14 protein-coding genes are annotated in these 18,603 nt (G+C 70.3%); 10 read left to right on the top strand and 4 right to left on the bottom strand.

The genetic code is table 11. From position 1 onward, the window contains the following. Positions 1–85: 85 nt before the first annotated feature. Positions 86–2,632 carry a protein kinase gene (locus tag NR792_RS17545; protein WP_375761168.1) on the top strand — a complete coding sequence of 849 codons (2,547 nt, stop codon included), beginning with the start codon at positions 86–88 and terminating at the stop codon, positions 2,630–2,632. An 85-nt stretch (positions 2,633–2,717) separates the two neighbouring features. Next, positions 2,718–4,475 (top strand): ATP-binding protein, encoded by a 1,758-nt coding sequence (locus tag NR792_RS17540; protein ID WP_375761641.1) that lies wholly within the window; start codon positions 2,718–2,720, stop codon positions 4,473–4,475. A 4-nt stretch (positions 4,476–4,479) separates the two neighbouring features. Here the strand turns inward: NR792_RS17540 and NR792_RS17535 are convergent, their stop codons facing one another. The 4 genes from NR792_RS17535 to NR792_RS17520 form a co-directional block, all read right to left on the bottom strand. After that, on the bottom strand, positions 4,480–5,283 hold the full coding sequence (locus NR792_RS17535) for a L,D-transpeptidase family protein (RefSeq protein WP_375761640.1): 804 nt from the start codon (positions 5,281–5,283) through the stop codon (positions 4,480–4,482). 299 nt (positions 5,284–5,582) lie between these two features. After that, positions 5,583–7,532, bottom strand: a complete 1,950-nt coding sequence (locus tag NR792_RS17530; protein WP_375761167.1) for a LysM peptidoglycan-binding domain-containing protein — start codon at positions 7,530–7,532, stop codon at positions 5,583–5,585. Between the two features lie 125 nt (positions 7,533–7,657). Continuing rightward, positions 7,658–9,229: a multiheme c-type cytochrome gene (locus NR792_RS17525; RefSeq protein WP_375761166.1), complete on the bottom strand. Its 1,572-nt coding sequence runs from the start codon at positions 9,227–9,229 to the stop codon at positions 7,658–7,660. Positions 9,230–9,234: 5 nt separating this feature from the next. After that, the gene (locus NR792_RS17520; protein ID WP_014398957.1) at positions 9,235–9,621 is read right to left on the bottom strand and encodes a PleD family two-component system response regulator; all 387 of its coding nucleotides are present in this window, start codon (positions 9,619–9,621) and stop codon (positions 9,235–9,237) included. A 181-nt stretch (positions 9,622–9,802) separates the two neighbouring features. Here NR792_RS17520 and NR792_RS17515 point away from each other — a divergent pair, with 181 nt between their 5' ends. The 8 genes from NR792_RS17515 to NR792_RS17480 all read left to right on the top strand — a co-directional run bounded on the left by NR792_RS17515 (position 9,803) and on the right by NR792_RS17480 (position 18,586). Next, positions 9,803–11,440: a mechanosensitive ion channel family protein gene (locus NR792_RS17515; RefSeq protein WP_375761165.1), complete on the top strand. Its 1,638-nt coding sequence runs from the start codon at positions 9,803–9,805 to the stop codon at positions 11,438–11,440. A 121-nt stretch (positions 11,441–11,561) separates the two neighbouring features. Continuing rightward, positions 11,562–12,128, top strand: a complete 567-nt coding sequence (locus tag NR792_RS17510) for a hypothetical protein (protein ID WP_375761164.1) — start codon at positions 11,562–11,564, stop codon at positions 12,126–12,128. 9 nt (positions 12,129–12,137) lie between these two features. After that, positions 12,138–12,950 (top strand): hypothetical protein, encoded by an 813-nt coding sequence (locus tag NR792_RS17505; protein ID WP_375761163.1) that lies wholly within the window; start codon positions 12,138–12,140, stop codon positions 12,948–12,950. A gap of 14 nt (positions 12,951–12,964) precedes the next feature. Continuing rightward, entirely contained in the window at positions 12,965–13,576 is a 612-nt protein-coding gene (gene lpoB, locus NR792_RS17500; RefSeq protein WP_375761162.1) for a penicillin-binding protein activator LpoB, read from the top strand. Positions 13,577–13,669: 93 nt separating this feature from the next. Next, the gene (locus NR792_RS17495; RefSeq protein WP_375761161.1) at positions 13,670–14,875 is read left to right on the top strand and encodes a COG3014 family protein; all 1,206 of its coding nucleotides are present in this window, start codon (positions 13,670–13,672) and stop codon (positions 14,873–14,875) included. Positions 14,876–14,907: 32 nt separating this feature from the next. After that, entirely contained in the window at positions 14,908–15,666 is a 759-nt protein-coding gene (locus NR792_RS17490; protein WP_375761160.1) for a ZIP family metal transporter, read from the top strand. Positions 15,667–15,673: 7 nt separating this feature from the next. Then, a complete protein-coding gene (locus NR792_RS17485; RefSeq protein WP_375761159.1) occupies positions 15,674–16,471 on the top strand; it encodes a class I SAM-dependent methyltransferase in 798 nt (265 codons plus the stop codon). A gap of 393 nt (positions 16,472–16,864) precedes the next feature. Beyond that, positions 16,865–18,586, top strand: a complete 1,722-nt coding sequence (locus NR792_RS17480; RefSeq protein WP_375761158.1) for a sigma-54-dependent transcriptional regulator — start codon at positions 16,865–16,867, stop codon at positions 18,584–18,586. Positions 18,587–18,603: the final 17 nt, after the last annotated feature.

The raw sequence follows: 18,603 nt of genomic DNA, 5'->3' as shown, positions 1-18,603 counted from the left end.
CGGGCGGAAATAGGTCCGCGTGCGCGGTTGACCCTTCGGAGCCGCGATCGATAGGCTCCCTGCAAGGACTCGACCCCCACACACAGTGACGACCTCTCAACCGAAGCGGCAACCCATCCCGTTCGGGAAGTATCTCCTCCTGGACCGCGTCAACATCGGCGGCATGGCGGAGGTCTGGCGCGGCAAACAGTTCGGCGCCAGTGGCTTCGAGCGGCTCGTCGCCATCAAGCGCATCCTGCCGAACATCGCCGAGGATGAAGAATTCATCTCGATGTTCATCGATGAGGCGAAGATCAGCGTCCAGCTGACCCACGCCAACATCGCGCAGATCTACGAGCTGGGGCAGATCGCCAGCAGCTACTTCATTTCGATGGAGTACATCCCCGGCAAGGACATGCGGGCCATCTTCGACCGCTGCCGGAAGAAGGGTGAGCCGGCGCCGGTGCCGCTCGTCGCCTTCTGCGTGGCGAAGATGTGCGAGGGCCTGGACTACGCCCACCGCAAGAAGGACGGGATGGGGCGCGAGCTCAACATTGTCCACCGCGACATCTCGCCGCAGAACGTGCTCGTGTCCTTCGAGGGCGAGGTCAAGGTCATCGACTTCGGCATCGCGAAGGCGGCGGGCAAGGCGACCAAGACGCAGGCCGGCATCCTCAAGGGCAAGTTCGGCTACATGAGCCCGGAGCAGATCCGCGGCCTGCCGTTGGACCGCCGCTCGGACGTGTTCGCCATTGGCGTGTGCCTCTACGAGATGCTCACCGGCGAGCGCCTCTTCGTGGGCGACAGCGACTTCTCCGTGCTGGAGAAGGTGCGCAAGGCGGAGGTGCCGTCGCCGTCCACGTACAACCGGCGCATCCCGGAGGCGCTGGAGCGCATCGTCCTCAAGTCGCTCGCGAAGGACGTGGAGGAGCGCTACCAGTACGCCAGCGAGCTGGGCGACGACCTGCAGCGCTTCCTGCTGACGAGCGACTCCATCTTCGGCCGCAAGGACCTCATGCAGTACATGAAGTCCACGTTCGCCGAAGAGGTGGAGCGCGAGAAGCAGCGCCTGGCCGAGTACGCGGACATCCGCGCGCCGGACGGCATGCTGGCGGCCATCGAGGCGGGCTTCAGCGGCCCGTCCCCGGTGCCCACGCAGAGCATGACCAACATCCCGGCGGTGGCGCCCTCCGCGCCCCCCGTGGAGCCCGTGTCCGCGCCGCCGCCGCGCGCCTCCAACTCCGGCGCCAACAACGCGGCGGGGCAGGGTGCGCGCCGCTCGCCCACGCTCGCCGCGCTACCCAAGCTGACCGCCGCGCCCGCCGCGCCCTCGCCCAAGGAGGACGAGGAGCTGGCGACGCAGATGGTGGACCGCGACGCCGTCTTCAACGACGCGCCGGAGCCCACCACCCAGCCGGGCGCCGCCATCGGCCGCGCCGTCACGCCGCTGGAGTCCCCGGCCGTGCCCTCGGACGACGGGGAGGACGTGTCGGGCCGCACCGCCGTCATCCCGCCGCCCTCGTCGCTGCCCCAGATTCCCTCGGCCCCCCCGCGGGCCAACGCTCCGGTGCTGGGCGCCGCGCCGCCGCGCCCGTCGCTGACCAACGTGCCCACGTTGATGGCCAACGACGCGCCCGCGCCCCGCGGCACGCCCAACCGGGGCAACGACAGCCAGCTGCCGCGCATCGTCCGGCCGGACTCTCCGCCGGAACCGATGCCGCCCCCGCCGCGTCCGCCCGCGCCCCCCGTGCTGAACGGCGGGAACGCGCCGCGTCCGCCCCCGGGCCGGGAGCCGTCCGCGAAGGAAGCCCGCGCGAAGAACGCGCCCGAGGAGGGCGGTGCCCGGGGCCCGGGCCTCAAGGGCCTGGACAAGCGCCTGATCTACGGCGCCGTGGGCCTGGCGTCGCTGTTCATGCTGGTGGGCGTGGCCCTGGTCTTCTCTCCGAGCAAGGCCGCGCAGGGCTACGTGATGGTGGAGCTCAAGACGCCGGACGCGAAGGACCGCGCGATGGTGTCCATCAACGCGGGGCCGCCGGAGAAGTTCCCCGCCAACGGCTTCATCCTGAAGCAGCTGCCGGTGGGCAACGTGCTGGTGGTGGTGACCGCGGACGGCTACGACGCCTTCAACAAGTCCGTCATGGTGGCCGAGGGCGCCAACGCCACGCAGGTGCCGGTGCAGCTCAAGCAGCAGTCGCGCTCGGTGGTCGTGGTCTTCAAGACCCAGCCGGAAGACGCCGAGGTGAAGATCGACGGCCAGGTGGCCCGCAAGCAGGGCGTCCGGGAGCCGGTGCTGCGCGACTTCTCCCTCAGCGCGGACACCCCGCTGGTGGAGGTGTCCGCCCCGGGCTACGTGACGTTCATCAAGAAGCTGGCCGTGAACAACAACGGCCTGGACGTGGCGGCGACGCTGGAGCGCTCGCCCGTGGACGTCCGGGTCGAGTCCTCACCCGAGGGCGCGGCCGTCTTCCTGGGCAGCAAGGACCTGGGCGTCGTCACCCCGACGAACGTCCGGGTGCCGTGGGGCACGCGCGAGCTGACGCTGAAGGCGAAGTGCCACGCGGACGCAAACGTCTCCGTGGGGTCGCCGACCCCGGCGGGCTCCACGGTCAGGGTGGAAGCAACCCTGAAGAAGCAGGCGCGCTGCCGCGATTAGCGGCCCCGCGGTCCTGACGCTTAAGGTAGGCCTGGGGGTCCTCCCCCCGGATGTCCCTGGGGGGAGCGACGCCGGAGGGATGTCCGTGACCAAGGTGCGCAAGGTGAACAAGGCGGATCCGCTGGCGGATCTGCCCCGGTGGGCGCAGCAGCTGGCGCGCAAGTACTACACGAAGACGGTCAGCACCTTCCTGCTGTACGGGGCCGTGCGGGATTTGCAGCCCCTGCAGCTGGAAGACGGTGGACGCGGCTTCGGGACGCTCAAGACGTTCCTGTCCGAGGAGCTGTTCGGCGGGCGTGACCACGTCCTCTTCTACGACCGCTCGTCGGGCATCCGCTCCGCGACGCCGGAGACGCAGAAGGACCTGGCGCGGGCCATGACGGGCTACGACGCCATGTACGGCACGGACTACGCCAAGGTCCTGCCGCGCGACCCGGGCCGGGCGCTGCAGATCCTGGAGAACTTCCTGCGCATGCGCCTGAGCGAGGGCCGCTCCATGGCGCTCATCATCGACTACGCGGAGACGCTGGTGCCCGGCGGGGAGATGAGCCACCTGTCCGCGGAGGACCGCTTCGTGGTGGCCACGCTGGACAAGTGGGCGCACGACCCGCAGTTCCTGGCGGGCGACGTGTCGGTGGTGCTCCTGGCGGAGAACCTGTCGGACGTGTCGCCGCGCATCAGCCGCAACCCGTACGTGGCGCCGATTGAACTGCCGCTGCCCACGGAGGAGGAGCGCCTGGAGTACGTGCGCTCCAAGCTGGAGGGCAAGAAGCTCCAGTCGGTGTCGGAGGTGCCGCTCGCGGGCCTGGCGAAGATGACGGCGGGCCTGTCGCGCATCAACCTGGACCGCGTGCTCACGGAGGCGCTGGAGCGGGAGGTGCGCATCACTCCGGAGCTGCTCAAGGAGAAGAAGAAGGAGCTCATCCAGGCGGAGTGCCACGGCCTCCTGGAGTTCATCGAGCCCGCGCACACGCTGGACGCGGTGGCCGGGCACGCGCCCGCCAAGCAGATGCTGCGGCAGGCGGCGTCCGCGCTGAAGAAGGGCCGCATCGAGGTCATGCCCATGGGCTACCTGGTGAGCGGCCCGGTGGGCACGGGCAAGACGTTCATGGTGAGCTGCTTCGCCGGGGAGATTGGCATCCCGGTGGTGAAGTTCCTGAACTTCCGCAGCCAGTGGCAGGGCGTGACGGAATCCAACCTGGAGAAGATCTTCAACCTGCTGAAGGCCCTGTGGCCGGTGGCGGTGATGGTCGACGAGGCGGACACCTTCCTCGGCAACCGCGACTCCGGCGGGGACTCCGGCACGAGCAGCCGCATCTTCGGCTCCATCGCGTCCTTCATGGGCAACACGCAGTACCGCGGCAAGATTGTCTGGTTCCTGCTGACGGCGCGCCCGGACCTGCTGCCCATCGACCTGAAGCGCCAGGGCCGCGCGGAGGAGCACCTCGCGCTCTTCTATCCGCAGTCGGACGAGGAGCGGAACGAGCTGTTCCAGGCGATGAGCAAGAAGACCGGCGTGTCGGTGGAGGGCGTGGAGTCCTTCGCCGCGCTCATCCCCGGCGGCGTGCGCGCCTTCAGCGGCGCGGACATCGAGGCGGTGATGGTGCGCTCGAAGTTCCGCGCGCTGGCGGAGGGACGCGACCAGGTGACGAAGGACGACCTGGCCGCGGTGCTGGCGGACTTCGTGCCGCCCAGCTACCCGCTGGAGATTGAGATGCAGAACCTGGTGGCGGTGCAGGAGTGCACCAGCCGGTCGCTCTTGCCGGAGAACTTCCGCAAGCTGGACCGGGACTACATCAGCAAGCGCGTGCGCGAGCTGAAGATGCTGCTCGAAGAACAGTAGGCCTTCAGCCCACGGTGATGGGGACGCCCAGGTGCGGGTCCTGGAGCGTCTCCACCACCGCGATGCGGTCGCCCACGGCGAGCGCGTCATGCAGCACGAGGATGTCCTCGTTCGCGTGACGGATGCAGCCGTGGGACACGTCGCCCCCGAGCAGGGCGGGGGCGCTGGTGCCATGCAGCTCCTCCCCGCTGCGGCGGCCATCCACCCAGGACAGGTCCAGCAGCCGGGCGCCGAACACGTGCCGGTCGTTCCAGAGCCGTGCGCCCGCGTCCTCCGTGGCCACCTGATCCAGCTTCGCCCGGACGACCTTGAGGCCCGGGTGCGTGGGCGTGGCGGCGGTGCCCACGGCGTTGGGGAAGATGTCCACGAGCTTTCCCTCCGGGTCGAAGAGGAAGGTGCGGTGCTCGCGCAGCGCGATGACCACGCGCACGGGCTGGCCCGCGTAGAACGGGGAGGGCAGGGCGCGCGACTGTCCCCGTGAGCCCGGGGCCGGAGCGAGCGCCGCCAGGGCCCGCAGGGTGACGGCGTCGAGCACGCCACTGGAGCGCAGGCCCGAGTGCACCTGGAAGTTGCGGAGCGCGCGCGCCGTGTCCGGGCCGTAGCGGCCATCCGCGCCGCCGTACAGCGCGAACCCCATGTCCATGAGCGCGCCCTGCACCGCGCGAAGCCCGTCCCCTCTCGAGCCCGTGCCCAGCACCGTCGCGCCGGACGCCACGTCCGCGAGCTGCGGCACACCGGCGAAGCGGGGATGTTCCAGGCCGCCTGCCGCTGGAATCGCCGTGCTCGCGAAGGCGACCGGAGGCTCCATGACGCCCAGGCCCCCAGCCGTCACCGCACGCCTCGCCTCCTGCGCTCGCGCGACGCCGGTCGCCGCCAGCGCCGTGGCGGTCAGCGCGGTTGGAACGGGCCCGCTGAAGCGCGTGAGCGAGTTGGCCCCGGACACCGTCCTGTCCCCTGGACTTTCGACTCCACGGGGAAGGACGGACAGGACCGGCGCGGATTCGCGCGCGTCGGCCGGTTCACGGAGGAGCAGCGACGACTCTCGAAGCAGTGCGGATGCGAGCATGGCGCCGGGGACTGCAAGGCCCCGGCCGCCGCATCACACCGTCACGGCGCGCTCAGCGACAGCAGCTTGCCGGTGGGGACCGTGCGGTGGTCCTTGATGTGGTTCCACTTCATGATGTCCTGGACGGACACGTTGTAGCGCTGCGACACCGACCAGAGCGTCTCGCCCTCGGCCAGCGTGTGCACCCGGGCGCCCTTGGGGCCCGCGGGCGCCTGGCCCGCCACGGCGTTGGCCACCACGATGGTGCCGCCGCGCTCCTCCACCTTCGCGGGCGCCGCGCCCTTGGCGTCCGGCGGCCACACCGCGAGCAGCGTGCCCAGCGACAGCGTGCGGTTGCGCTTGGGCAGGTTGTTCCACTTCTTCAGGTCGTCCACCGACACCTGGAAGCGGTTGGCGATGAGCCACAGGCTGTCGCCCTCCTGCACGCCGTAGGTGATGCGCGTCTTGCCATCCACCTTCTCCGTCTTCACCGGACCGGCGGCCACGGGCCCCCGGGGCGTGCCCGCGGGAATCTCGTCCTCCGGCCGCGTCGCCACCACGCCGCTGCGCCGCGCCTGCGCCACCTTCGTCGCGATGGCGCCGCTCGCGCCACCGCTGCCACCCCGGCTGTTGGCCGGCACCGGAATCACCAGCTCCGCGCGCACCTTCAGCACCCGCGCGCTCTTCAGCCGGTTCATCTGGAGGATGGCCTCCGGCGCCGTGCCGTACTTCTGGGCAATCTGCGACAGCGTGTCGCCGCGCTTCACCGTGTGCACCTTGAACGTCAGCCGCTCCGAGGGCGACAGCTTCTGGAGGTTCTCCGCGAACCGCGTCGTCGTGCCGCGCGGCAGCTTCAGCACGTAGGGCTTCGCGGCCGTCGCCGGGGGCGTGCACCAGCGCTTGAGCTCCGGGTTCAGCTCCTGCACGTCCGTCACGCTCACCCCGGCCGCGCGCGCCACCACGTCCAGGTCGGTCGCGTCCGTGAGCTTCACCTCGTCGTATTCCAGCGTGTCCTCGTACTGGAACTCCTCCTCGGAGAAGCCGAACGCGGTGGGGTTCTTCGCCACCAGCGCCGCGGCGATGAGCTTGGGCACGTAGTGCTTCGTCTCCTTCGCCAGCCCGCGCTCCTCCGCCAGCACCCAGAAGTCGTTCGTCCCGTAGCGCTCCACCATCTTGCGCACCCGGTACGAGCCCGTGTTGTAGCCCGCCCACGCCAGGTACCAGTGGCCCAGCTCGCCGTAGAGGTCCTTCAGGTACGACGCCGCCGCGTGCGTGGCCTTGATGGGGTCGCGCCGCTCGTCCACCCAGAAGTCCTGCTTGAGGCCGTACTGCTTGCCCGTGCTGGAGATGAACTGCCACGGCCCGGCCGCGTGCGCCCACGAGTACGCGTGCGCGGAGAAGCCGCTCTCGATCATCGCCAGGTACACCGTGTCCCGGGGCAGGCCCTTCGACTCCAGGATGGGCTGCATCACCGGCAGGTAGCGCGTGGAGCGCGCCATCCACTTGCGGAACCACTTGCGGCCGGGGCCCTGGAAGAACTGGATGTACTCGGCCACCCGCGGCTGCATGTCCACCGGGATGTCGTAGCGGTCCTTCACCTGCGAAATATCGAAGTTCGCCAGGTCGGTGATGCGCGCCAGCGGCGGGGCGGTGTCGTCCTCGCGGAAGGTGGGCTCCTCCAGCGCGTCCAACATCCGGAGCCGCAACGGGTTCGTCAGGCCCAGCCGCCGCAGCGACTGCATCATCTCCGCGTTCGGCTTCGCCTCCGGGTCCAGCGTCGCGCCTTCCAGCGCGCGCAGCTCCTCCAGCTCGGCGGACTCGGACTCCACCTCTTCCGTCTCCTCGCCATCCTCCATGGAAGAGGGAGGCGTGGCCAGGCTGCCATCCGCCGTCAGCGTGGAGGCTTCCTTGGAGGGCCCCGCATGCACGCCGGGCGGCGGCACCGGTGACGGCGCCACGCCCTGCGAGGAGGGAACCGAGGCCAGGGCAAGCAGGAGCAGAGAGAGCGGCATGGGAACGCCAGGCGAGGTCGCCCAGAAGCAGGCGAAGGCCGCAGTATTCGCCAGCTTTCTTGACAGTCAAACAACAAGTCGCGCGGTATGCCCCCGGGAAGGACCCCAAGTAGGAGCAGGCGACCCTATTTCGCCGGGGGCTCTCCTGCCTGCCCGCTCTTCCCCGTTCCGCCATGGCCGGGTCCGAGGATGCGAGGCAGGTAGGTGGCGAAGTCGAAGTGCGGGGAGTTCTCCGCGTTGTGGCAGGTGACGCACACGGCCTGCCCCGGCTTGCCCACGATGGTGGCCGGGCCCGGTGCATCGACGTGCTTGGAGCCGGGGCCGTGGCAGCTCTCGCAGCCCACGTCCTCGCGGCCCGCGACCTTGTCCAGCCGGCACACGCCGCCGGGCTTCTGCCAGCCGGTGACGTGACAGCCGATGCAGTTGAGGTGGTGCTGCTTGCCCACCTCCTCCAGCGTCTCCCATGCGTGGTGGTGCTTCGTGCCTTCCCACACGGCGGTCGCGTCCGGGTGGCAGTCCGCGCACACCGCGCTGCCGACGAAGCCCGCCTGGCCCTTCTCGGGCAGCGGGCAGTCCTGGCCGTGCGCCTTCGCCCACGCGAGGTTCAGCTGGCCCACGTCCGCGTCGTACGCCTTCACCAGCGCCTGCGTGTCCGGCGCGGTGGGCAGGTTCGCCTCCAGCGGCAGGAAGCGCAGCGCGAAGCCGTTGACGTTCGCGGCGGGCGCGGGCGGCGCGGTGAGCAGGCCCTGCTTGCGCGAGGACAGCTCGTCGCGCTTGCCCTGCTTCAGCGCCTTCAGCTTCGGGTCGATGCCGGGCAGGGCGATCTCCTTGTCCAGGAGCGCCATGCGCTGCTCCAGCGCCGTCACCTCGCGGTCCACGTCCCCTTGCGAGCGCTGCGGCGTGAAGGCCCCCTTCGCCGGCGCGTACGTCAGGTCCACGCGCAACAGCGAGCGCCCCTTGCTCTGCACCGCCACCACCGGCACGTCGGAGCGCACCAGCCGGTTCTCCTCCGCGGAGAACTCGCTGGCGCTGTGCGTGGCCACCACCAGGTTCGCGGCCAGCCCCGGCAGCGCGGCGGCGGCCTGCGCGGCCTCCAGCGGCTGGTCCAACAGGCCCACCACGAAGTCCGCGCCCTGCTCGCGCGCCTGCTGGCTGGCCTTCACCAGCGCTTCACCGGAGGCCGCCGCGACGACGCCCACCTTGCGAGCCCCCGCGTCCAGCACCTTCACCCCGCCCGCGGGCACCTCCGGCAGTCCCAGCCCCTGGCGGAACGCCGCGCCGCGCGTGTCGTCCAGCTCTCCCGTGGCGCGCGCCGCGATGCCCATGGTGCGGAACGCGTCCGCGAGCGCCTTCGCCTTGCGCTCCTCCTGCGGCACCTGGTCCGCCTTGAGGTGCGTCTCCCCGAAGAGGCTGTTGCCGCCGTCGATGTAGAGCACCGGCTGGCCGCCCTGGCGCGCCTGCTGCACCTGGAACGCCGCCCGGCCAATGCCGCCGCGCATGTTCTCGCTGCAGCCGCACGGGCCCAGGTAGCCGCGCGTGTCCGCGGAGATGAACAGCACCGCGCCCGGAGGCGCGGCGGTGGCGGTGGGGGAGGGGGCCTGCTGCTCGGCGCCGCTGCCCTCGGCAGGGCGCGCTTCCTGGCGTCTGCAACCAGCGAGGAGCGCGCTCACGAGCACCGCGAGGACGGCCGCGCGCATGGCCATCACCAGAGGATGCTCTGCACCAGTTCGTCGATCTTCTCGCCCATCGCCTCCAGGCCGTTCACCTTGGAGAGCGAGCCGTCCGCGCCCACCTGCTCGGCGAGCTTCGACAGCTCGTCGTCCGGCAGGCTGGAGAACAACACGATGGGGATGTCCTGCGTGTTGTACTCGTTCTTCAGCGTGCGGCAGATGTCCGTGCCCTTGGCCTCGGGCATGTGGATGTCCGTGAGGATGAGGTCCGGCCGCCAGCTCTGTAGCGTTTTCTCAAACTCCATGAGCGTGGAGGTGGCCACGACCTCATAGCCCCGCGCCTCCAGGACGGCCTTCTCCATGGCGAGGGTGATCTCGCTGTCGTCAATGAGGAGGATTCTTCGCTTCTCTTCGGACACGGCGACCTTCCTTGGGGGTCGGTTCTAGCCCACCACCCAGCGGCGCACCAATGCTTTCCCGTGTCGCATCCCGGCACGGGCCTTCTGTTCTCAACCCCGGGCTTCCCAGCGGCCGGGCGGGCTCGAAAGCACCCACCGTCTTTCCCGCACAACCGACCGCACACGGAGTAAGGAGGCGCCCATGAAGCGCCATGCCTCCCGGGTCCTGGTGGCCCTCCTTCTCCTGGGGTGCGTCCTCGGTGGTCTCCCCGCACGCGCCCTCAATGGTGGACTGGGGGAGGTCCCCCAGGACCTCGACCGCACGTCGCCGCGCGCCACCGCGCAGGGCTTCCTGGACGCGGTGCATCGCGGGGAGTACGCCCGCGCCGCCCACTACCTCTACCTGGACCACCTCCCGGCCTCCGAGCAGCCCGCGCAGGGCGCCCAGCTGGCGCGCAAGCTGAAGTTCGTCCTGGACCGTGAGCTGTCGGTGGACACGTCCGTGCTGCCGAAGACGCCGGAGGGCGAGTCCGCCAGCTCGCGCTTCGTGTCGCTGGGGGCCATCCCGCTCAAGGGCGACACCGTCCCCATCCGGCTGCAGCGCCTCTCCGTGGAGGGCACCTTCATCTGGGTGGTGTCGGAGCCCACCGTGAAGATGGTGGACCCGCTCTTCGAGGAGTACGGCCCGCTGCTGACGGAAACGCTCCCGGCCTTCTTCTTCGAGCGCACGGTGCTGGGGCTGGAGCCGTGGCAGTGGCTGGGACTCGCGGTGACATTGCTGAGCGCGTGGCTGCTCTCCTACCTCCTGGAGAAGCTCCTCCTGTCCGCCGCGCTGCGGGTGGCGCGCTGGACGCGCATCTCCTGGGATGACCAGCTGGTCAACGCGGGCCGGGGCCCGCTGCGGCTGCCCTTCTTCGCCATCCTGCTGGCGCTGGGCACCTCGTTCCTGCTCCTGCCCCCCAAGCTGAAGCTGCTCAGCGACCGGGTGAGCTACTCGCTCCTCATCGTCGCGGTGGCGTGGTTCATCCTGCGCTTCCTCCGGGTGTCGGAGACGTACGTCCAGAGCCGCGTCACCTCCGAGACGGGCAGCCACCCGCGCGCCCGTTCGCTGCGCACGCAGCTGGCCGTGCTGCGCGCGGTGTTCGAGGTCGCCACCTACGTCATCGCCGCCGCGCTGCTGCTCATGCAGTTCGAGGTGGTGCGCAACGTGGGCGTGTCGCTGCTCGCCTCCGCCGGTATCGCGGGCCTCGCCATCGGTCTCGCCGCGCAGAAGTCCCTGTCCACGCTGCTCGCCGGCATCCAGCTGTCCATCACCCAGCCCGTCAGCATCGGCGACAACGTGCTGGTGGAGGGCGAGTTCGGCACGGTGGAGGAGATCACCCTCACGTACGTCGTGCTGCGCATCTGGGACCAGCGCCGGATGGTCATCCCCATCACCCAGTTCCTGGACAAGCCCTTCCAGAACTGGAGCAAGGGCTCCCCGGAGATGATGGGCACCGTCATCCTCCAGGTGGACTACATGGCGGACATCGACGCGCTGCGCGCGGAGCTGGACCGCATCCTCGCCAACGAGGGCCGGCACCTGTGGGACGGCCGGGTGAAGACGCTGGTCGTCTTCGACGTGATGGACAAGACGCTCACCCTGCGCGCGCTGGTGAGCGCGGCGGACTCCGGCAAGCTGGGGGACCTGCGCTTCCTCGTGCGCGAGCGGCTGGTGCTCTTCATCCGCGCCCGGCCCCAGTGGCTGCCCACGGTGCGCAGCGAGTCCCGCCCCGCCACGTCCCCGCCTCCCAAGGAGGGGCAGGACGCCACCGCGGGCGCCCCGGAGCCCCGTGCCTGAGTCAGGAAGGGCGCCTGGAGGAACAGGCGCTTGCACGGACGCTCGCCGCACGATGAATATGGCGTCCGTCGCGACGTATGACGCGCAAGAGCAGTCGCACCCACGCTTGGGAGTTCAACAGATGAAGCGTCCTGTCACGTTGTGCGGAGCCCTGGCGCTCCTGGCCGTCGCCGCGCCGCTCACCGCGAGCGCCCAGGAGCAGGGCCGCACCGACGGGCCCGAGGAGTCGGAGTACGGCAAGGGCGGCTACTACGGCGACACCCGCCGGGGCGTGTCGCTCCAGTTCGACTGGGGCGCGGCCATCAACTCCGGGGAGAACCCCGTGGGCGCGCCGGAAGGCCCGCCGCTGTTCGTGGGCGCCACCGTGTCCCTCTGGGGTGATGACTGGTACCGCCTGGACGTCAGCGGCGCGTACGTCTTCGACGGCGGGCGCTTCATCGGCAACGTGGGCCCCACCTTCCGCAGCTGGGGCTGGCCGGTGGCCTTCACCCTCGGCCTCAAGGCGGGCGCCATGGTCATCCCGGAGGGCGAGGGCCTGCGGTTCGCCCTGTCGCCGCAGGTGGGCGCGGAGCTGTACCTGGACCGCCGCGACCGCGTGCTCATGGGCCTGCACTACTCGCCGGACATTCCCATCGGGGGAGGAGGAGTCACGAACCGGTTGTTCATGAACGTCGGATACCGGTTCTGACCGCACGCCATGATCGCTCAATTGCTCGCCGCAGCTGTCGCGTTGACCACGGCCCAGGCGCCCCGCGCCGCTCCGTCCGTGTCACTGCCGTTCCCGTCCGGGAACGTGCAGACCTACAACATCATCCAGTGGGACCCGAACCAGCTGCCGCGCATCTATGAGCGGTCGGACCAGCTCCCGCTCACGGACGAGGAGCTGACCAAGCTGTCGCAGGCCGGCTTCGAGCCCGCACAGCTGGTGAAGATGATTGAAGAGCGCCGCTGCGCCTGCGACGCGAGCGCGGACGGCCTCATCCGCCTGAAGACGGCGGGCGTGGACAAGACGGTGCTGGCGGCGGTGTCGCGCCACGGCCTGGCGCCCAACCGCCAGCTGGACATCCTGGTGACGCTGGACTTCACCGGGGAGAGCCGCACCGCGCGCGAAGCCTTCCTCTACTTCTTCGTGGACGACGGGGACATCACCCGCGTGTTCTCCGCGAACCTCCCGGAGCTGCTGCAGCGCCGCAACAGCCACGAGACCATGGTGGACCGCAGCGACATCATGGTGGCGCGCACGGTGCGCCGCATCCAGCTCGCGGGCCACGTCCCGCTCAAGACGTACGGCGCGCACCGCGTGATGGTGGCCGCCAGCGCCAGCCCCACGCTCACGCACCCCTCGCAGCTCACCCCGCAGGAGCGCGCGAAGGCGCAGACGTACACCTTCGACTATCCGCGCGCCTCGCTGCAGAGCCTCTGCCGGCTGACGGCCGGCTACCGCCGCGACGCGGTGCTTGCCTACAAGTGGAACTTCGAAGGCAGCCGCTTCGAATGCGAATGGAACTAGGAGTCGACCCGACCATGAACACCCGCCGCCTGTTGCTCTCCGCCCTCGTCGCCGTGTCGCTCGCCGGCTGCGGAGGCCCCCGCGCCTTCACGCGCGGTACCTACGAGGACCCCAACACCATCGAGATGCTGGGGGACCGCTTCAACGAGAACGACCTGCAGCTCATCGCGAAGAAGATGGCCGAGTCGCTCGCCAGCTCCCCGCGCTTCGCGCAGGCCCCGCCGCAGGGCCAGCCGCTGCCCATCGTCCTCGTGGGCAAGCTGCGCAACAGCACCAGTGAGCACATCGACATGCGCTCGCTGGGGGACAAGATTCAGACGGCGCTCGCGCAGACGGGCCGCTTCGCGCTGGTGGACCAGCAGGCGCGCCAGGACATCGCGGAGGAGTACGAGTACCAGCAGTCCGGCTACGTGAACCCGAACGCCGCCAAGGCCCCGGGCCAGCAGGCGTCGGTGGACTTCCTGATGACGGGCGACCTCGCGTCCATCATCCAGGAGGTCGGCCGCGACAAGCTCGTCTATTACAAGATGACGGCGAAGCTGAACGACGTGCGCACCGGCACCATCGCGTGGACGGACGAGAAGCAGATCCGCAAGAAGTTCGAGAAGCAGGGCGTGAGCTGGTAGCCGTCCGCCGTGTCCAACCTCCCCGACATCGCAATCCAGGCCCCGCGTGTCCCCGCCTCCCCGGCGGGGGGGCGTTGGGGCCTGCTGTTCATCGTGGCAGTGAGCGCCCTGGGCTTCGGCACCGGCTGCGCCAGCGACTACGTGGCGCGCACGGCCTCCGTGCGCTCCGCGTACCAGGCGTCCGACTATCCGCGCGCGCTGCGTGAGCTGGACGGAGAGCAGAAGGAAGCCCCCGAGCGCGACCAGCTCCTGTTGCTGTTGGACAAGGGCATGGTGCTGCACGCGGCCGGGCAGTGGGAGGAGAGCACGAAGGTGCTCGCGCAGGCGGATGACCTCAGCTCCCAGCTGGACATCACCTCCGTGAGCGAAGAGGCCGGCGTCCTGCTCAGCAACGAGCGGCGCCGCGCCTACCGGGGAGAGGACTTCGAGAAGCTGATGATCTCCGTCCTCCAGGCGCTCAACTACGCGGAGCTGGGCCGGGACGAGGACGCGCTCGTGGAGGTCCGCCGCGTCAACGAGCGCCTCGAGAAGATGATCATCGAGGAGAAGAAGCCGTACGAACAGCTCGCCATCGCGCGCTACCTGGGCGGCGTGCTGTACGAGGACCAGCACGAATGGGACTCGGCCTTCATCGACTACATGAAGGCGTACGAGCTGGAGCCCCGGCTGGACGGGCTGGTGGAGCCGCTCTTGCGGCTGGCGAAGAAGACCGGCCGCGACGACGCCTACGCGTCCCTGTCCCAGAAGTTCCCGGACGTGGCGCACGACCCGCTGGGCCCCGGTGACGGCCAGCTCGTCGTGGTGGTGGAGGCGGGCCTGTCGCCGCAGAAGGAGCGCGCGTCGCGGGACTACGGCGACTCCGGGGACCTGATTGAGGTGCCCGTGTACCGGGACCGCGGCGGTACACCGCCGGTGCGCGTGTCGGTGGAGGGCAGGGCGCAAGCGGCGGTGACGGTGACGTCGCTGTCGCGCGTGGCCCAGGTGCACCTGAACGACCGCATCGGCCGCATGCTGGCGAAGCAGCTCGCGGGCGCGGTGGCCAAGGCAGGCGTGGCCGCGGGCGTGGGGGCGCTCACGAAGAGCAAGGAACTGGGCGTGCTCGCCTTCCTGGTGCTCAACGCGGGCAACCAGGCCGACCTGCGCTCCTGGCTTTCACTGCCGGCGGAGTTCCAGGTGGCGCGCTTCCGGCTTCCTCCGGGAAAACACACCGTCCAGGTGGACGCCCCGGGCCGGCCCACCACGCACCTGGTGGAGGTGAAGCCGGGGCGGGTGGAAGTGCTGGTGGTGCGAAGTTACTGACGGCGGCGTTTTGGGAGTAGGGTGCGCGCCCCATGTCGCCGGTCGTGGCCGAAGTCCTCCTGTACTCCTTCATCGTCGTGGTGAGCGCGCTGGCCGGCGCGGGGGTGGTCATCTTCAATGACCGCTCCACGCGGCTCGTGACGTTCCTCGCCTTCGCGGCGGGCGTGATGTTCGGCGCGGCCTTCTTCCACATGCTCCCGGAGGCGTACGAGGGCGGCGGTTGGTGGGCCTTCGCGCTCGTGCCCATGGGCTTTCTCTTCGTGCTGGTGCTGGAGCGCTACCTCGTCGCGCACACCTGCGAGGAGCCGCCGGACTGCGCGGAGCACGTGCACGGCCACGCGCTGGGCTTCAGCGCGTTCCTGGGCCTGTCCACGCACACGCTCTTCGACGGCATCGCGCTGGGCTCCGCCGTGAAGGAGGGCGTGGGCGCCATGGCGCTTTTGGCCATCACCGCGCACAAGGTGCCCTCGTCGCTGTCGCTCGCGTCCATCCTCCAGGCGGAGGGCAAGAAGCGCGGCACCATCCTGGCGTACACGGCGCTGTACGGCCTGATGGTGCCGGTGGGCGCGGTGCTCTACTTCGGCTTCGACGCGGTCCTGAGCTTCCAGTCCCTGGCGCCCAAGGCCCTGGCCTTCTCCGCGGGCACCTTCCTCTACATCGCCGTGTCGGACCTGCTGCCGCACGTGAACAAGCACGGGCGGGACAAGCCCGGACGCAACCTGGTGGCATTGGCAGCCGGGTTGCTGGTGATGTTCGTGCTCGCGCGGCTGCTGGGGCACACGGACCACTGAAGGCACCATGGAACGACGCAAGGACTGGTACGAGCACCCGGAGTACTACGAGGCCATCTTCGGCACGGACACCGTGCGCGAGGCGGACTTCCTCCAGGCGCTGAGCCGGCGCTATGGCACCGGCGGCAACCAGTGGCTGGAGCCCGCGTGCGGCGCGGGCCGGCTGGTGGCGGAGGCCGCGGGCCGGGGCCTGAAGGTCGCGGGCTATGACTTGTCGGAGGCCATGCTCGCGCACGCGCGCAAGCGGCTGTCCCCCGCCGAGCGCCGCCGCGTGAAGCTGTCCCAGGCGCGCATGGAGGACTTCTTCGACCCGGCGCTGGAGGGCCGCGTGGACCTGGCGCACACGCTGGTCTCCACCTTCCGCTACCTGGACAGCGAGAAGGCCGCGGTGGAGCACCTCACGGGCACCCGTCGCCTGCTCAAGCCGGACGGCATCTACGTGCTGGGCTTCCACCTCACGGACTACGCGCGCTCCGGCCCGGAGCACGAGCGCTGGGTGGGGCAGGTGGGCGCGGACAAGGTCGTGTGCAACACGCACGAGGGCCTGCCGGAGAAGCGCCTGCGCCGCTCGCCCATGCGCAACCGGCTGCGTGTGACAGGGCCGGACAAGGACTGGCTCATCGAGACGACGTGGTACTTCCGCACGTACGACGAGGCCCAGGCGAAGCGCCTGTTCCGCAAGTCCGGCCTGCGCGTCGCGGCCACGTTCGACTTCGACTACGACCTGGACTCGCCCGTGGGGCGCGGCAGCCCGCGCCTGGACCGCGTCTTCGTCCTCCGGCCGGACGCGGCTTCCGGGGCCTGAAACCTTCCCTGACTGGTATGGAATGACCCGGCCGCCTGCCTGTTCAGGGAGCGCGGTACGACAGGCATTGGGACCCGAACGGCGCGGCCTGCTGCGTTCCGTCAGGACGCGTCTGCGTTCCAACAGGACGCAGACGGGGCAGGGGGCGGCACGGGACCCCGCGAAATCATTGGGCTTCTCCCTTGGCACGACAGCCGCAATAGCGTTGGGCCATACGCCGGCAACGGCGTGTACCGCATCCAGATGCACCCGGAGCGCGGAAGGAGGGGCCGCTCCTTCCGCGCTCTCCATCTGAATCCGCACCTCCCCGATATCTCCGATAGAGTCCGTGTCTGTTTTCTGGACGGCTTCGCCGGTCGGCGGTGGCGCGGCTTCCGCACGGGAGGCGAGGGGATGCAAGACGAGTTGGCGCAGCTCATGGCTGCGCTCAGGGATTCCAGGGACTTCGAGACCGCGGCGGCGGCGACGTTGCGTCGGATGCTGGCCGTGGCGGACGCCGCGGTGGCGTCCAGCCGTTATGCGGGCCGGGCCCGGGTCCTGCGCGGCATCGTCCACCTGCGTCCCGGAGAGGCCTACCGGCGGCTGGCGGCGCTGGACGTGGGCGCGCGCGAGGTGACGGACGCGGGCGTCGGGACGCCCTTCTTCACCTCCGCCACGGCGTGGCGCGCGGTGGTGGAGCACCGGTGCGCGGTGTCCATCGACGTGAACATCGGCACGGTGCAGCCGCACGCGCCGGACGCGCCGGTGACGGGCGACCCGGGCCTCGCGGGCTTCCACAGCAACGAAAGCAAGCAGCGCTTCCTGGGCCGCCACGCGACGCACGTGTGCGTGCTGCCCCTGCGCACGCCCTCGGGCATGGAGGGGATGATCTCCCTGGAGGCGGACTGCCTCCCCGCCATGGGCCAGGAGTTCGTCTGGCGCGACGCGGGGGATCTGCTCCAGCTGCTCACGGACATCGCCGCGCCGTACCTCACCGCGCTGCCGCAGCGGCCGGTGGCCACGCCGGAGGTGGACGAGTTCCTGCCCGTGGTGGGCCGCTCCATGGCGGAGCTGCTGCCCATCCTGCGGACCTTCGCGCTCCAGGACGAGACCATCCTCGTGAGCGGCGCCACGGGCGCGGGCAAGTCGCGCCTGGCGCGCTGGTGCCATGAGCGCTCCGGCCGCCGGGGCAAGCCCTTCGAGACGCTGGACCTGGTGACGGTGCCGGAGGACCTCCAGATGGCGGAGCTCTTCGGCTGGAAGAAGGGCGCCTTCACCGGCGCGGTGCGCGACGCGCCGGGCGTGGTGGCCCGCTCGGACGGCGGCACGCTGTTCATCGACGAAATCGACAAGCTGTCGCTGAAGGCGCAGGCGGGCCTGCTGCACCTCCTGGAGTCGCGCAGCTACCGGCCGCTGGGCGAGGGCACCGGCGAGAAGCTCGCGGACGTGCGCTTCATCATCGGCACCAACGCGGACCTGCACGCGCAGGTGCGCGCCGGACGCTTCCGCGAGGACCTGTACTACCGCGTGAACGTGCTGCCGGTGCGCATGCCGCCCCTGCAGGACCGGCAGGACGAGATTCCCCTCTGGGCCCGGTACATGGTGAACCGCCGTCACCGCGAGCGGCTGCCGGAGGGCTCCGCGCGGCTGGCACCGGAGGCGGAGCTGCTGCTGACCACCAGCACGTGGCCGGGCAACCTGCGGCAGCTCGACAACATCGTGCGGCGTGCGTACACGCTGGCGATGGTGGAGCACGCGGGCAGCACCGGCGACCTCGTGCTGCAGGAGAAGCACGTGGCCCGGGCGCTGGACTACGAGCAGTCCCCCGGAGGCCGTCCGCTGCCGGAGGCGCTGCGGGCCGCGGCGCAGGCCTTCGTCGGCGAGGCGCGCCGGCGTGGAGGACCGCTGGACCTGGACTACGCGGACGGCTTCCGCGGGCTGGTGCTGGGCATGGCCATCCGCCAGGTGGGCCGCGACGAGGCCTTCCGCCTGCTGGGCCGCGAGAGCCTGGTGAAGAACCGCAACCACCACAAGGCGCTCAAGCGCGAGCTGGAGAAGGTGGACGTCCTCTACAAGGCGCTGGGTGAGGAGGGCTCGCCCTTCTCCGACCTGCTGGAGAACGAGGACGCGGACTGACCCGGGCGGCGCCCCGC

The sequence above is a fragment of the Corallococcus exercitus genome (genome assembly GCF_042231735.1).
In the GTDB taxonomy this organism is placed as follows: Bacteria; Myxococcota; Myxococcia; order Myxococcales; family Myxococcaceae; genus Corallococcus; species Corallococcus exercitus_B.
The sequence above is the reverse complement of the archived record's forward strand: the minus strand, read 5'-3'. Positions and strand labels throughout refer to the sequence as shown.